Below are 14,765 nucleotides of genomic sequence, written 5' to 3'. Positions count from 1 at the left end.
CGCCCATATGGTCATCGCGAGAACTTGTGCATGCACGATTTCTCACGTAACCATCCCGTCAGGGCCTGCTGGTGATCACCCCCGGCGGGCGGCGCAGCCGCGACCCCATCCGCTGGGCGCGCTGATCCACCATGTCGATGATCCGCGACGCCGCCTCCTCGAGGGCTAACCCCGTCATGTCGATCACGGGACACCCGAGGCGACGATGAATGGCGGCCACCTCGTCGAGTTCGTCGTAGATCTTCGCCAGATCGGCGTAGCCATCCTTGGTGCCGAAGCCGCCCATGCCACGCACTCGCTGTCCCCGGATCGACATCAAGCGCTCCGCATCCATGGTCAGCCCCATGATCCGCCAGCGGTCGAGCGCGAACAGTTCCTTGGGCGGGTCGATGCCGGGGATCAGCGGCACATTGACCGCCTTGTAGCCGAGGTAGCCCAGGTAGATCGACAGCGGGGTCTTGCCGGAGCGCGACGGCCCGGCCAGGCAAATGTCACACTCCCCCAGCGCGGCCGGGAGGGATCCGTCGTCCATCCGCACCGCGAAGTCGATGGCTGCGATCCGCACGAAGTAGTCGGCCTCGACGCCCACCGGACGCATCGGCACCTGGTCGGCATGCACGCCGGTGATGGACTCGAGCGCGTGCATCGCGTTGGTCATGAGGTCGACGAACGGGAAGCCCAGTTCGCGGCACGCTCCCTTCACCAGTTCCGCCAGATCTTCGTTGACGAGGGTGACCATCACCGCCGTCGGCTGTCCTGCCCGCTTTTTGAGCGCTTCGAGGGCCGTCATCATCGTCTTCGTGGACGCCATCCGACGGTGTCGCACGACGGTCATCTGGTGAGCGGGGAACTGGGCCATCGCTGCGCGCGCGATGCGCACCGCGCTCTCTCCCGTGGAGTCGGCGATGATGTGAACCTCTAGCGGCGCTGCTGGCATGCCTGAACCCTAGCGCCCACTCTCGAACCCCATCGGTCAGGCTTGTATATACAAAGCCTTCCGGGCGAACTCACATTTAACGGGGGTACCCCTCATCGCGACCAACTACTGGTCGTAGTATGAAGGTGGGCAATGCAGCCCGATAACAAACGCCAGGAGAAGTCATGTTGGACAACGAGAAGTCCGCTGAGACTGTCGGTGACAGTCCACGTCGATGGCGACGCGGCGCCGTAGGCATCGCGGCCATCCTCACGCTCGCGCTGAGCGCCTGCAGCAACACCGCGCAGCAAGGTGGAGGCGACACCCATATCGGCGGCGAGGCCAATCTGCAGCTGCCCGACCTCAACCAGGTGAGCTTCCTCGGCATGCCGGGCGGCACGCTGCTGTCGCTGGGCCTGTTCGTGTGTGTGCTCGGATTGGCCTTCGGCATCCTCACCTACTCGCAACTGAACAGGATGCCGGCCCACCGCTCCATGCGGGAGATCTCCGAGCTGATCTACACCACCTGCAAGGCCTACCTGATGCAGCAGGGCAAGTTCCTGCTCGTGCTGTGGGCCTTCATCGCGACGATCATCGTTCTGTACTACCTGTTCCTCGTCGGCTTCGGCGTCGGCAAGACCGCCGTGGTGATCCTGTTCTCGCTGATCGGCATGGGCGGATCCTTCGCCGTCGCGTGGTACGGCATCCGACTGAACACCCTCGCCAACTCCCGCACCGCGCACGCGGCGCTGGCCGGCAAGCCCTACCCCGCGCATGACATCCCGATGCGCTCCGGCATGAGCATCGGCATGGTGCTGATCTCGATCGAACTCGCCATGATGCTGATCATCATGGTGTTCCTGCCCGGCGAGATCGCCGGCGCCTGCTTCATCGGCTTCGCCATCGGCGAGTCGCTGGGCGCCTCGGCACTGCGCATCGCCGGCGGCATCTTCACCAAGATCGCTGACATCGGCTCCGACCTGATGAAGATCGTCTTCGGCGTCAAGGAAGACGACGCCCGCAACCCCGGCGTGATCGCCGACTGCACCGGCGACAACGCAGGCGATTCCGTCGGCCCGTCGGCGGATGGCTTCGAGACCTACGGCGTCACTGGCGTCGCGCTGATCACCTTCATCCTGGTGGGCGTGCACGACGTGACCGCCCAGGTCACGCTGCTGGTGTGGCTGTTCCTGATCCGCGCCGTCATGGTGGTCGCCTCCGGCGTGTCCTACTACGTCAACGCCGCGCTCACCCGTGGTCGCTACAAGGACGCCGACGAGATGGACTTCGAGCACCCGCTCACCCAGCTGGTCTGGATCACGTCGGCCGTCTGCATCGCCACCACCTTCCTCACCTCCTTCTTGCTGATCGGCTCGATGGACGGCGGCATGTGGTGGAAGCTCTCGCTGATCGTGTCCTGCGGCACCATCGCCGGCGCACTCATCCCGGAGCTGGTCAAGGTGTTCACCTCCGTCAAGGCGCGCCACACCCACGAGGTCGTGGTGTCCTCCGGCAAGGGCGGCGCGTCGCTCAACATTCTCTCCGGCCTGGTGGCGGGCAACTTCTCCGCCTTCTGGCTGGGCCTGTCGATCACCGGCCTGATGGCGGTGGCCTTCGCGATCTCGACGATGGGCCTCGGCGATCTGATGCTGGCGCCCGCCGTCTTCGCCTTCGGCCTAGTGGCCTTCGGCTTCCTCGGCATGGGCCCCGTGACCATCGCCGTCGACTCCTACGGCCCGGTCACCGACAACGCACAGTCGGTGTTCGAGCTGTCCACCATCGAGGAGATCCCCGGCATCGAGCAGGAGCTCGAGCGCGACTACGGCATCACCGCCGACTTCGAGCGCGCGAAGTACCTCCTCGAGGCCAACGACGGCGCGGGCAACACCTTCAAGGCGACGGCCAAGCCTGTACTGATCGGCACCGCCGTCGTGGGCGCCACCACCATGATCTTCTCGATCATGATGGGCCTCACCAAGGGTCTCACCGAGAACGTCGACCAGCTCTCCCTGCTGCACGCCCCCTTCCTGCTGGGACTGCTCATGGGCGGCGCGGTGATCTACTGGTTCACCGGCGCGTCGATCCAGGCGGTCACCACCGGCTCCTACCGCGCGGTGGAGTACATCGGGGCGAACATGAAGCTCGACGACACCATCACGCGGGCCAGCAACGAGGACTCGTCGAAGGTGGTCCAGATCTGCACCCAGTACGCACAGAAGGGCATGTTCAACATCTTCCTCGGCGTGTTCTTCATCACGCTGGCCTTCGCCTTCGCCGAGCCGTTCTTCTTCATCGGCTACCTGATCTCGATGGCGCTGTTCGGCCTGTACCAGGCGATCTTCATGGCCAACGCCGGCGGCGCGTGGGACAACGCGAAGAAGCTGGTCGAGGTGGATCTGGCGGCGAAGAACACGCCGCTGCACGAGGCGTCGGTGGTGGGCGACACCGTCGGCGACCCCTACAAGGACACCTCGTCGGTGGCATTGAACCCGGTGATCAAGTTCACGACGCTGTTCGGCCTGCTGGCCGTCGAGCTGGCCGTGGCGTTCAACGCGCAGGGCAACACCACGCTGACAACGGTGCTGGCCGTCGGCTTCGGCCTGGTGGCGCTGTTCTTCATCTACCGCTCGTTCTACGGCATGCGGATCGGTGAGAGCATCGAGTCGGCAGCGGCTGCACAACAGAAGGAGCCCACTCCGGTGTAACCCTCGTCACGCTCTTCGAGGTGCGACGAGCTCTGCGAGGAGCCTCGAGGAGAGCCAGCCGGCAGCCGGACAACAGACTGTTCTTCGGCTGCCGGCTCTTTTCGAGGCTCGCTTCGCTCGCACCTCAAAGAGCGTCATCGGCGCTTCGCGCTTGCCTTGATTGTCGAGGCTCGCTTCGCTCGCACCTCAAAGAGCGTCATCGGCGCTTCGCGCTTGCCTTGATTGTCGAGGCTCGCTTCGCTCGCACCTCAAAGAGCGTCGGGCAGGCGGCACTCTTGGGTGCCGCCTGGAAGTCTGTGGCGGTTCTTCGCGACGACGCCGTAGGCCCAGGCGGCGAGCCTCGAGATCCCGGGGAGCAGGATCAACCGACCCACCAGTGGCCAGGGCCGACGACTCCGGCGCAGGATGGCGGCGACCGCCTCATGACCGACGCTGATCGTGCCGTCCGGAGCCACGCAATGCAGCGACTCAGCACACTTGTCCACAGCCAGGTTGTGGATAGATAGGTCGACCGATTGGAAGGCCCTAGCACAACAGTCCGCCCGAAACCAGGCCCCGAGCGCAATCCGAACGGACCGTGAACAGAAACCGCAGTCTGAATCGAACAGAACGAGCAATTTCTGCGGTTTCGCACTTTCCCCCAGGTTTTCAACATCCCGGATCCGACCTGACATCAGGAATAACACCTAGTCAAGCCAGATATGAGCGGTGCCACCGGCCACATTCCCACAGACGATAGAAGCCTGTTGACAAGCTCGCAGTGGACAACCCTGAAAAACTCTCAGGTGAACCTGAGTTGTCAACTCAGCGCTCATCCGACGCGTGATCACGCGTATCTGCGCTCTCATCCGACTCACCCGAGGCGACGATGTCACCCTCGTTCGGTGGCTGCTCGTCGGAGTTCTCCACCTCGTTGTCCACAGGGCTTTCCACGTCGGATACGGCCTTCATCTGGCCCCAGCTCAGCAGCACCGCACCCGCCAGGATCATCGGCACGCACAGCCACTGCCCCATGCTCATGCCGAGCGACAAGAAGCCGAGGTGAGCGTCGGGCTCACGGAAGAACTCACCGACGAAGCGCAGCGCCCCGTAGCCAAGGAAGAAGGCGCCGAGCACCTGGCCGCGGTAGCGCGGCTTGCGGGCGTACAGCCACAACAGCACGAACAGCAGGACGCCCTCGAGCAGAGCTTGGTAGAGCTGAGACGGGTGGCGAGCCACGTCCCCGCCCGTCGGGAAGATCATGGCCCAAGGCAGGTCGGCCGAGGCCTCGCGTCCCCAGAGTTCGCCGTTGATGAAGTTGCCGATCCGGCCTGCGGCCAGGCCGAGGGGCACCGTCGGCACCAGGAAGTCGCCGAGCTGCAGGAAGGGGCGCTTCTGCCGCCACGCCAGGATCGCGAGACCGAGCACCACACCGATCGCCCCGCCGTGGAAGCTCATGCCGCCGTCGCGGATGTAGAGGATCGAGATCGGGTTGGCGAGGTACTCCGCTGGCTTGTAGAAGAAGCAGTAGCCCAGCCGTCCGCCGACGATCACGCCTGCGATCGCGTAGAGCAGGATGTCCTCGACGATGGCCGTCGTCCACGGCGATGGCTTGGTGATCGAGCGGTACGGCTCGTGACGCAGCCTGCGGCGCATCAGCACGTACGCCATCGCGAACGCCAGCAGGTACATGATGGCGTACCAGTAGATGGCCACGCCGAAGACGCTGAAGGCGACCGGGTTCAGGTCGGGAAAGTTCAGGACCAGAGGACTCACGCCCCCTAGTCTCCCCTATCCGGCAAAGAAGCCTCGAGAATCAGGATCCACGCTCGTCGAGGTGCCTCCCCCCACGCTGTTCGAGGTGCGAGGCCGCCTGCGGCCGAGCCTCGAGGAGAGCGTCAGGGGGCCAGAGCATCCGGAGGACGTCGAGGCCAACGAAGCACCCCACCCACGCTCTTCGAGGTGCGAGGCCGCCTGCGGCCGAGCCTCGAGGAGAGCGTCAGGGAGCCAGAGCATCCCGGAGGACGTCGAGGCCGACGGAGCCGAGATCGAGGGCCTTCCGGTGGAAGTCCTTGATGTCGAAGGCGTCCCCAGCCCGTGCGGCGGCGGCGTCGCGGGCTTGTTCCCACAGCCGCTGACCCACCTTGTACGACGGCGCCTGGCCGGGCCAGCCGAGGTAGCGGTCCAGCTCGAAGCGCACGAAACCCTCGTTCATGTTCACGTTCGACTTCAGGAACGGCCAGGCCTTATCCGCGTCCCAGATGCCGCCACCCCACTCGTCGGGGCACGGCTTGCCGAGATGCACGCCGATGTCGAGCACGACGCGGGCCGCGCGCATCCGCTGCCCGTCGAGCATGCCCATCCGGTCTCCGGGGTCGTCGAGGAAGCCGAGTTCGGCCATCAGGCGCTCCGCGTACAGCGCCCAGCCCTCACCGTGACCGGACACCCAGCACAACAGGCTGCGCCACTTGTTCAGGTCGGACGCGCGGTACACGGCCTGGCCGATCTGCAGGTGATGGCCGGGCACGCCCTCGTGGTAGACGGTGGTCTTCTCTCGCCAGGTGCTGAACTCGGTGACGCCCGGCGGCACCGACCACCACATCCGGCCGGGACGGGAGAAGTCGGCGGTGGGGCCGGTGTAGTAGATGCCTCCATCCTGGGTGGGGGCGATGCAGCACTCGAGCGCGCGCAGCGGCTCGGCGATGTCGAAGTGGCTTCCGGCCAGGGCCGCGACGGCTGCGTCGGAGGTCTCCTGCATCCACTGCTTCAGTGCGTCGGTGCCTCGCAGCTGACGCCCGGGGTCGGCGTCGAGACGCTCCATGGCCTCGGCGGGACTCACGCCGGATCCGTACAGCTCGCGCGCCACGGCCTCCTGCTCGGCGACGATGCGAGCCAGCTCCTCGCGGCCCCACTCGTAGGTCTCGTCGAGGTCGATGGTGGCGCCGAGGAAACGTCGGGAGAAGCGCTGGTAACGCTCGCGCCCCACGCCGTCCTCGCGAGGCGCGCGGTAGGCGAGGTCGCGGAGAGCGTCGGCCAGCAAGGCATAGGACTCCGCCGCGTGGGCGGCACCTCGCGCCAGCTCGGTGCGCAACTCGTCGGGGGCTTCCTCTGACGCAGCGAGCTTGGTCCAGAACGAGCCGCGTCCCGCCAGCTCCTCTGACTGCGCGATGCCGATCTCGATCTGCCGGATGGCAGGGAACGGACCATCGGCCTGAGCAGCGGCGTGCTGCAGCGACGCGATATAGCCCCGGATCGCGTCGGGCACGGCACCCATGCGTCCGGCGATAGCGGCCCAGTCGTCGGCGGTGGCGGTGGGCATCAGATCGAAGATGCTGCGCACGCCCTGCAACGGCGAGGCGATGTTGTTCAGCTCCGCGAAGTCCTCACCGGCATCGAAGAGTTCGACGCCGAGCCCCAAACGCTCGATCATGGCGGCCTTGGTGACGGCATCCACGTCGTCGACAACCTCGGCCTGCTCGACCTTGCGCAGCGTCGCGCGGGTCAGATCAGCCCTGGCCTGAAGGCCATCGGGGGAGAGATCGTCGAGTCGGTCCGTGCCGGCGTCGTAGCCGAGATCGATGGCAAGGATGGGGCTGAGCGTCACCAGATCGTCGACGTAGGAATCGGCGATCCGATCCAAGGCGGTAGGGACGCGAGTGCTATCGGCAGACATGCCAGCGAGGTTACTCCCCGCACCCCATTGATCAGCATCAGCTCAAGCTCGATGGCGATGGTTCCCTCTGCTCGCGAAACAACTCTCTCAACAGACGCACCCGACGGTGATAGAGTCGGTGATAGAGTCTGAGAGAGTTGGTGAGAGAGTGTCGGAGTCGAGTCTGAGTGGGGTGATCGAGCGGCTCCGGCGGCTCGGGCTGGAGCCAACCGAGATCGAGGTCAAGGCTGCTGTCGGCGGGTTGCCGAAGTCCGTCTTGGAGACGTTGAGCGCGTTCGCCAACGGCGACGGCGGGACGCTCCTGCTTGGCCTTGACGAGGACGGATTTCTTCCTGCTGCCGGTTTCAGCGCGTCGAAGATTCGAGACGCATTGGCTGACGCGTGCCATCAGAAGCTGACACCACCCATCCGGAGCACCATCGAGGTCGTCGACTTCGACGGGGCGCAAGTTGTCCGTCTCGATGTGGAGGAAATCGATCCTGTCGAAAAGCCGTGCTTCGTGACCGATCGGGGTGAGTACAACGGGTCCTTTATCCGTGGCGGCGACGGCGACCGGCGCCTGAGCCGATACGAGATCACCCAGCTCCTGTGGAACCGCGGCCAGCCGGTCGACGATCAGGAGGTTGTGACCCACGCCACTGTTGACGATCTCGACCCACGCCTCGTCGAGCAGGTGCTGCGCCGCGCAGCCGAGCGGTCGCCTCGAGCCTTCGACGGTGTCGAGGCAGTCACGGCGTTGACGCGTCTTGGCGCGGTACGGGATCTGGACGGAGTGCCGCGTCCCACCCTGGCCGGCCTGCTCTGCCTGGGGATCTATCCGCAGCAGTTCTTTCCCCAGCTTTTCGCGTCCGTCGTCGTTCTCCCCACCGTACGTATGGGAGAGGTCGGCCCAGAAGGTGAGCGATTTCTTGAAAACGCCACGGTCGACGGGCCGATTTCATCGATCCTCCATGACATCGTGGCGATTCTGCGGCGGAACATGAACCGGGCGGCGATTGTTCGCGGCCTGGGCCGCGAGGATCGCTATGACTATCCGATCGAGGTGATCCGCGAGCTGGTGACCAACGCGCTGATGCATCGCGACTACAGTCCTGAAAGCCGCGGAACGCAGGTCCAGATCGAGTTGTACCCGGACAGGCTCGTCGTCAAGAGCCCCGGTGGCCTCTTCGGTGGCGTCACGGTGGATCAGCTGGGCACTGGGCGGATCGAGTCGAGGTCGCGCAACGCGACGCTTGCGAAGCTCCTCGCGGATGTCCCGCTTCCTGATCGACCAAATGAGACCGTTGCCGAAAATCGGGGATCCGGGCTCGTCACCGTTGTAGCTGCCTTGCGCCAAGCGGGAATGTCGCCGCCGGAGTTTGACGCAGAGCCTGGCCGACTCATGGTGACCGTGCCACGAACCGCCCTGCTCGCACCTGCGACGGTCGATTGGATCGCCCGGCTCGGCCTCACAGGCCTTACCGATGCGCAACATCTAGCTTTGGCCATCATGCGAAGCTCTGGCCGCGTCAGCGTCGGAATGCTGCGCGCGTGGGGCGTCAGTGACGCCGATGCCCAACGCGCCGTCCGCGATCTCGTCACACGAGGTGTGTGTGTCCGCGCCGGGGGTAAGCGTTACGCAAGCTACCGACTGATCGAGGACGTCGACCAGTCACCACTCTCTCTTAGTGACGACGGGGCAGCCCCTTCGGAACAAGCGGGCGTTGACGCCGACCTAGACATCATCATTCAAGCCATCCGGGCTGGACACACCACTTCGCGCGACCTGGCTGAGCACCTCAGGATGGGGTACCAGTCAGTCCTCAGGCGCCTACGCGAACTAGAGAACCGAGGCCTGGTGGCCCCCACCCGACCCAAGAGAAGCAGCAAGCAGAGCTACCGCCTTGTCGACGGCTGACTCGTGCCGAGCAGCTGCTGCCGTGAGCAGTGCTTGACTGATCACCCTGACTGCGCTGGGTTCATGATCTGAATTGGCGGGGACGCGAGGGCTATCGGCAGGCATGCCAGCGACGCCACCCCTTGCCCGCCCGAACGGATTCACATTCCGAAGTGGATCAACACGTCCTCCGCACATCCCGGATCGATCGGGAACTGGTCCCTGTAGTCGGCGGGATTCCGCAGGGCCTCCTCCCAGAACCCCCTTCCGCCCATCAGCAGGCTCATCGCCAGCATCGCACCACTATCGGTGGCGCAGTGGATGCCCGTGACCTCCGCCTCAGCCTCCTGCCACTGCGCCACCGCGTCCTGCAGGGCCAGTTCCAGAGCAGGTTTCTCCTCCTCGGGGATCTCTTCCAGCCGATCCCATAAGCCGTCGAAGTTTGCTTCAGCGTCCGTGGTGGGAGCGATCACCTCGAACATCCGCTCTGGAGACACCGGCTCCTCGAGACTCACGCAAACCAGAGGCGGATCGCCTACCTCGAGCCCCTCCGGGCGCCGGACGTTCGACGCGATGGACTCAGGCACAAAACCAAGATCAATACTGACCACTTGCACTTCCGGTGCCGTGTTCCCCGCTTCCAACCATTCACGTTCGCGTCGGGTGAGAGGGATCCTTGGGGGAACTGGAAGCGCCAGTTTGTGCGCCCACTGGTCGACGATGCCCTGGCACTGAGCGACAAGTTCCAGCGCGGCCTGCACAGGATCCTCGGCGAAGATGCCAAGATCCACAGCGATCTCAACGCTCACGGTGTGAAGATCGTCGTTGACGCGATGCCAGTGGAATCGCGGACTTTCTACCTGCGTTGTGTCGAGTCTGACGATGAGGTAAGCCGCAAGACCTTGGGCTTGGGCCCACACCGCCAAGATCTCGCCGTACACCGAGTTGATTACGTCTCGCCGACCTACGATCCGACTCGGAAAGCGCGTCGGGTCTTCGAACAGAAGCTGGAACCCGCTCCAACTTCGCTCATCATCACGAAACAGGCTCATCGACTCACCTTTTTCCTTCTTCCCAATCCAGGACCTACGCCTGTCAGTGTAGCGCCGACCGGACCAGAGATTTCTGAGCGATTCCTCGATACCATTCACCCAAAGAGCGGCATGGATTCAGGTCATAGCAGAAACGGCTGGAGCTTGGCCGGCAGCGTCAAGCGCGTCGCACCGTGACTCAGGAGCACCCCGACCAACCGCTCACCCTTGGTGGCGCCGCCGAACCGACCCGATAAACGCAACTCCCTCAAGACTCGCCAGCGAAGCTTTCCCCGAGAGTTTACGATCAAAACGGGGACGAGATGCCCATCTTCAAATGAACCAGAAGACACATTAAAAGTTCTCGCTAGCCCCACGCCCCTCAAGTCGTCCCATTTGATTCTTCCACGCCACGTCCACAACCCCGATTTTCCGCGAACGACACCCCCGGGAAACCCCGATGCGGGCATCGCAACCGCCGCCAATCCGAAGACCAGCGCCAGAACCGGTTCCCATTCGCCGACCAACAATGCTATTACAGGACCAACGAACAGAAACCCCGGCACCAGAGAAAGTGCGAGAGCAAGGCCACTAACCATTATTCGTACACGCCCCCTTGCCGGAATGCGCACAGTAGGCTTCTCGCGGCCCAACGACGCAGCTAAAAACTCCCCGGGAGACGGCCATCGTCTCAAATCCGGCACCTCTTTCACGACCCAATCAAATCTGACGTGGTGGCTGAAAAGACCACCTTTACCCCCTGAGGTTTATTCAGGCGGTTGCCCTGGAGCACCTTGACCCGTGCGGCTTGGTCAAGGTTCTTCATCTACCTCAAGGCGCAATTCGGGAAGCCCTCCACTCTGTGCGTATCTCTTCATCGCGCAGTCAAGGAGTTCCTTGTGCCGTTCGAATGATTCTTCCCCCAACCCGAACAGAATTTTTGACCATCGCACCCTCCGGGAAATAGCAATCAAGAACCCGCCACCCAGCGACGTCCAAGGAACGGGAACTATGTCAAATCCTTCGATATCAACAATCTTATATCGTTGAGTCCGCCACAGCCCTCTATAGAACAGCTCCGCTTCACGCTGATTCAAGTATAGGCCGATTCGAAGCGCTCTAGTCACCCAGAAGACCCAAAACAGACTCCACGAGAACGCTAGGACCAAAGACTCCGTTGAGAAAAATCTAATATCCCAGTAAGTGACCCACGGCAACGCAGCAAGGGCCGCCAGCAAAAGGCTTGATTTTAGTCGACTCGAGACAGTCACAACAAGTGCAACAATACCCGTCTCCCGACGAATCATCTTAGCTCTATTTGAAACTGCCCAACCTCGCCCGCTGGTCCGGCGAAGGCGTTGAAGTCAGGGCTAGTGACATCTCGTACTAGAAAATCTATATCACCAGTCCTACAAAAGTAGACATCTTCGGCGTCACCTGGTTCACATCCCATGGCACCCAGGCTCTGGATACTAACTTTAGAGAACGGCGCCATCAGGATTCCCACCTGCCCACCGTACTCCTCACAGTCGTAGCTGGACACATGATCAGCCTTCACGGAGAGCCCTTCCTCCACAGCGACTACTGCGCTATCAAGATCACGAGCGCCCCATGGCGTACACGAGTACTCAATCGCGCACGACGACAACAAAAAAGGTGCCGATAGTATCGCCAGAACCACCCCGACACCAGACCAACTAACCGCACCCACCTTGCCCATAGTCACCTCAGCAGTCCACACTTTCCGTCACAAGTGACCTTCCTTCTACGAAACAGCTTCTACGACCTGACCCGTTGCATTGCGGTAACCGTACACGGTTTCGTGGCCGCCTCATACGGGGTCGATGCCGGTGAACAAACCAATGGCGGGATTATAGAGACGGGCTCCCATTAGCAGGATCCCGATCGTGGTGATGGTGCGCTGATCGCCCCAGCCATCCGCAACCGGCGGGCGCTGCCCTGGTATTACCCGCGTGTTGGGTGGCGAGAGGTTGGCCGTACTCGGCCGACTGTCAAGGCAGCGGCCAACGTCAACAGCACGCCTCGAACCCATCGCCAACCCGACCACTCTGTCCATGTCCGCGGGTCTCTTCGCATGGCGCGAATACTAAGAGATCCCGCAAGCAGGTGGCACCTACTTGCGGAATCTCTAACGGGCTACTCCCGATGGTGGATGCGCGAGCGCCAGGAGCGCTACACCGGGTCGGTGGCCTCGGCCCAGAGTTCCTGGCGCTTCTTGGCCCTCCGCACGTCCGTGACCTTGAAGCCGGCCCAGATCAGCGTGGCGATGATCGCGGTCCACATCAGCTTCTTCATCATGGACCCCACCGTACCCGCGCCGATCAGCCGGGGGTACGGTGGATATATGAACGATATGCGTATCGAAAAAGACAGCATGGGCGAGGTCCAGGTTCCGGCGAAGGCGCTGTGGCGGGCCCAGACCCAACGAGCCGTCGAGAACTTTCCCATCAGCGGCACTCCTCTCGAGCCCCGGCTCATCCGGGCTCTGGGCTTGGTCAAGCAGGCAACCGCCCGCGCCAACCTCGGGCTCGGCGTGCTCACCGAGGAGCAGGCGACCGCCATCGGGGACGCGGCCGCCTCCATCGCCGCCGGCGAAAATCTGGATGCGTTCCCCATCGACGTCTTCCAGACCGGCTCCGGTACCTCGTCCAACATGAACACCAACGAGGTGATCGCCACGCTGGCCGCCCAGGCCGGCGTCGATGTGCACCCCAACGACCACGTCAACGCTTCGCAGTCGAGCAACGACATCTTCCCGACCGCCGTCCAGGTGGCCGCGTCGCTGGCCGTCACCGAGGATCTCCTCCCCGCCCTCGACGTGCTGCGCGCCAGCCTGGCGGCGAAGGCCGAGGAGTTCGCCGATCTGGTGAAGTCGGGCCGCACCCACCTGATGGATGCCACGCCGGTGACGCTCGGCCAGGAGTTCGGCGGGTACGCCGCGACGCTGAGCCTGGCCGCCGAGCGCCTCGAGTCGGTACTCCCCCGCGTTCGCGAGCTGCCACTGGGCGGCACCGCCGTCGGCACCGGCATCAACACGCCTCCCGGCTTCGCCGTCGCGGCCATCGAGGCCCTGGCGGACCTGACCGGAACCCCCTTCACCGAGACCCGCAACCACTTCGAGGCGCAGGCCACCCGCGACTCCGTGGTGGAACTGAGCGGAGCGCTGCGCACGGTGGCCGTCGGGCTCACCAAGATCTGCAACGACCTGCGCTGGATGTCGTCGGGCCCCACCACCGGATTGGCCGAGATCCACCTGCCCGACCTGCAGCCCGGCTCCAGCATCATGCCGGGCAAGGTGAACCCGGTGCTCCCCGAGGCGACGCTCCAGGTGTGCGCGCAGGTGATCGGCAACGACGCGGCCGTCGGCTTCGCGGGCGCCGCGGGCAACTTCGAGCTCAACGTGATGATCCCGGTGATCGCCCGAAACGTGCTGGAGTCGGCGCGTCTACTGGCCAACGCGTCGCGTGTGCTCGCCGAGCGCTGCGTCGACGGCATCACGGCCGACGCCGAGCGGATGCGTCGCTACGCCGAGTCGTCGCCGTCGATCGTCACCCCGCTCAACCGGGTGATCGGCTACGAGGCCGCGGCCAAGGTGGCCAAGCACGCCATCGCGCATTCCATGACGGTGCGCGAGGCCGTGATCGACCTGGGCTTCCTGGAGCGAGGAGAGGTCACCGAGCAGCAGCTCGACGAGTACCTACGCGTCGACTCGATGACGGGTCGCTGAGAGATTCGACGGGGTCGTCGAGGCGCAAGGAACGAGCCTCGACGCCCCCGTCGAATGACCGGACTGACCACAGATCCCTGCGCAGCGTCACGCTCTCCTCGAGGCTCGGCCGCAGGCGGCCTCGCACCTCGAAGAGCGTGGGTGGGGTGCACCTCGGAGAGCGTGGGGGTGGGTTAGTCGAGGAGGCCGCACTCGTGGGCGATGAGGACCAGGCCGACTCGGTCGCGGGCTCCCAGCTTGGACAGCAGGCGACCGATGTGGGTCTTGACGGTGCCCTCAGCCAAGTACAGCCGTGAGGAGATCTCGGCGTTGTTGGCCCCCTTGGCCACCTCGAGCAGCACCTCGCGCTCGCGCTCGGTCAGTACCTCCAGCGGATCCTCGGAGCGCTCGCCGGGCGTCGGCAGCTTAGAGGCGAACTGATCGAGCAGGCGCTTAGTGGTCGACGGGGCGATCACCGCGTCGCCGTCATGCACCTTACGGATGGCTCCCAGCAGTTCCTCGGGCCGGGCGTCCTTGAGCAGGAAGCCCGATGCTCCCCCGCGGATGGCGGCGAACACGTACTCGTCGAGATCGAAGGTGGTGAGCACCAGCACCTTGGTGCCCACTCCGAGAGCGGTGATCTGGCGCGTGGCCTCGGTGCCGTCCATGATCGGCATCCGGATGTCCATCAGCACCACATCGACCTGGCGCTGCTTCACCAACGCCACCGCGTCGCGCCCGTTCTCGACCTCGCCGACGGTCTCCATGTCGTCGGCCGAGTCGATCAGCATCCGGAAGCCGCTGCGCACCAGCGACTGATCATCCGCGAGCAGAACCTTGATCATGACTTACCTCCGG

11 protein-coding genes are annotated in these 14,765 nt (G+C 64.1%); 3 read left to right on the top strand and 8 right to left on the bottom strand.

Translation table 11 applies throughout. The features are described 5' to 3' along the window. Positions 1-58: 58 nt before the first annotated feature. Positions 59-937: a pyruvate, water dikinase regulatory protein gene (locus P0D62_RS04045; RefSeq protein WP_275701340.1), complete on the bottom strand. Its 879-nt coding sequence runs from the start codon at positions 935-937 to the stop codon at positions 59-61. A 164-nt stretch (positions 938-1,101) separates the two neighbouring features. Here P0D62_RS04045 and P0D62_RS04040 point away from each other — a divergent pair, with 164 nt between their 5' ends. Next, entirely contained in the window at positions 1,102-3,621 is a 2,520-nt protein-coding gene (locus tag P0D62_RS04040; RefSeq protein ID WP_275701339.1) for a sodium-translocating pyrophosphatase, read from the top strand. Positions 3,622-3,869: 248 nt separating this feature from the next. On the opposite strand, the gene P0D62_RS04035 is transcribed toward P0D62_RS04040, so the two are convergent. From P0D62_RS04035 to P0D62_RS04025, 3 genes are all read right to left on the bottom strand, one after another. Next, a complete protein-coding gene (locus P0D62_RS04035; RefSeq protein ID WP_275701338.1) occupies positions 3,870-4,295 on the bottom strand; it encodes a thiol-disulfide oxidoreductase DCC family protein in 426 nt (141 codons plus the stop codon). Between the two features lie 130 nt (positions 4,296-4,425). Next, on the bottom strand, positions 4,426-5,376 hold the full coding sequence (lgt, locus tag P0D62_RS04030) for a prolipoprotein diacylglyceryl transferase (RefSeq protein ID WP_275701337.1): 951 nt from the start codon (positions 5,374-5,376) through the stop codon (positions 4,426-4,428). A 223-nt stretch (positions 5,377-5,599) separates the two neighbouring features. Further along, positions 5,600-7,273: a DUF885 domain-containing protein gene (locus tag P0D62_RS04025; RefSeq protein ID WP_275701336.1), complete on the bottom strand. Its 1,674-nt coding sequence runs from the start codon at positions 7,271-7,273 to the stop codon at positions 5,600-5,602. Between the two features lie 172 nt (positions 7,274-7,445). Here P0D62_RS04025 and P0D62_RS04020 point away from each other — a divergent pair, with 172 nt between their 5' ends. Then, positions 7,446-9,170, top strand: a complete 1,725-nt coding sequence (locus P0D62_RS04020) for an ATP-binding protein (protein WP_275701335.1) — start codon at positions 7,446-7,448, stop codon at positions 9,168-9,170. Positions 9,171-9,310: 140 nt separating this feature from the next. On the opposite strand, the gene P0D62_RS04015 is transcribed toward P0D62_RS04020, so the two are convergent. From P0D62_RS04015 to P0D62_RS04005, 3 genes are all read right to left on the bottom strand, one after another. Then, positions 9,311-10,201, bottom strand: a complete 891-nt coding sequence (locus P0D62_RS04015; RefSeq protein ID WP_275701334.1) for a hypothetical protein — start codon at positions 10,199-10,201, stop codon at positions 9,311-9,313. Between the two features lie 1,282 nt (positions 10,202-11,483). After that, the gene (locus P0D62_RS04010; RefSeq protein WP_275701333.1) at positions 11,484-11,738 is read right to left on the bottom strand and encodes a hypothetical protein; all 255 of its coding nucleotides are present in this window, start codon (positions 11,736-11,738) and stop codon (positions 11,484-11,486) included. Positions 11,739-12,373: 635 nt separating this feature from the next. Beyond that, positions 12,374-12,499: a hypothetical protein gene (locus tag P0D62_RS04005; protein WP_275701332.1), complete on the bottom strand. Its 126-nt coding sequence runs from the start codon at positions 12,497-12,499 to the stop codon at positions 12,374-12,376. A 46-nt stretch (positions 12,500-12,545) separates the two neighbouring features. Here P0D62_RS04005 and P0D62_RS04000 point away from each other — a divergent pair, with 46 nt between their 5' ends. Continuing rightward, positions 12,546-13,928, top strand: a complete 1,383-nt coding sequence (locus tag P0D62_RS04000; protein ID WP_275701331.1) for a class II fumarate hydratase — start codon at positions 12,546-12,548, stop codon at positions 13,926-13,928. 173 nt (positions 13,929-14,101) lie between these two features. Here P0D62_RS04000 and P0D62_RS03995 read toward each other — a convergent pair whose 3' ends face one another. Beyond that, a complete protein-coding gene (locus P0D62_RS03995; RefSeq protein ID WP_275701330.1) occupies positions 14,102-14,752 on the bottom strand; it encodes a response regulator in 651 nt (216 codons plus the stop codon). Between the last annotated feature and the right edge of the window lie 13 nt (positions 14,753-14,765).

Origin of the sequence: Tessaracoccus caeni, assembly GCF_029211185.1 — a bacterium.
In the GTDB taxonomy this organism is placed as follows: domain Bacteria; phylum Actinomycetota; class Actinomycetes; order Propionibacteriales; family Propionibacteriaceae; genus Arachnia; species Arachnia caeni.
This window is presented reverse-complemented; position numbering and strand designations above follow the sequence as displayed.

Excerpts from the sequence above, each read along its gene's own strand:
- P0D62_RS04015 (WP_275701334.1), bottom strand. The coding sequence starts at position 10,201 with ATGAGCCTGTTTCGTGATGATGAGCGAAGTTGGAGCGGGTTCCAGCTT.
- P0D62_RS03995 (WP_275701330.1), bottom strand. The coding sequence starts at position 14,752 with ATGATCAAGGTTCTGCTCGCGGATGATCAGTCGCTGGTGCGCAGCGGC.
- P0D62_RS04000 (WP_275701331.1), top strand. The coding sequence starts at position 12,546 with ATGAACGATATGCGTATCGAAAAAGACAGCATGGGCGAGGTCCAGGTT.
- P0D62_RS04040 (WP_275701339.1), top strand. The coding sequence starts at position 1,102 with ATGTTGGACAACGAGAAGTCCGCTGAGACTGTCGGTGACAGTCCACGT.
- P0D62_RS04035 (WP_275701338.1), bottom strand. The coding sequence starts at position 4,295 with ATGTCAGGTCGGATCCGGGATGTTGAAAACCTGGGGGAAAGTGCGAAA.
- P0D62_RS04045 (WP_275701340.1), bottom strand. The coding sequence starts at position 937 with ATGCCAGCAGCGCCGCTAGAGGTTCACATCATCGCCGACTCCACGGGA.
- P0D62_RS04025 (WP_275701336.1), bottom strand. The coding sequence starts at position 7,273 with ATGTCTGCCGATAGCACTCGCGTCCCTACCGCCTTGGATCGGATCGCC.
- P0D62_RS04005 (WP_275701332.1), bottom strand. The coding sequence starts at position 12,499 with ATGATGAAGAAGCTGATGTGGACCGCGATCATCGCCACGCTGATCTGG.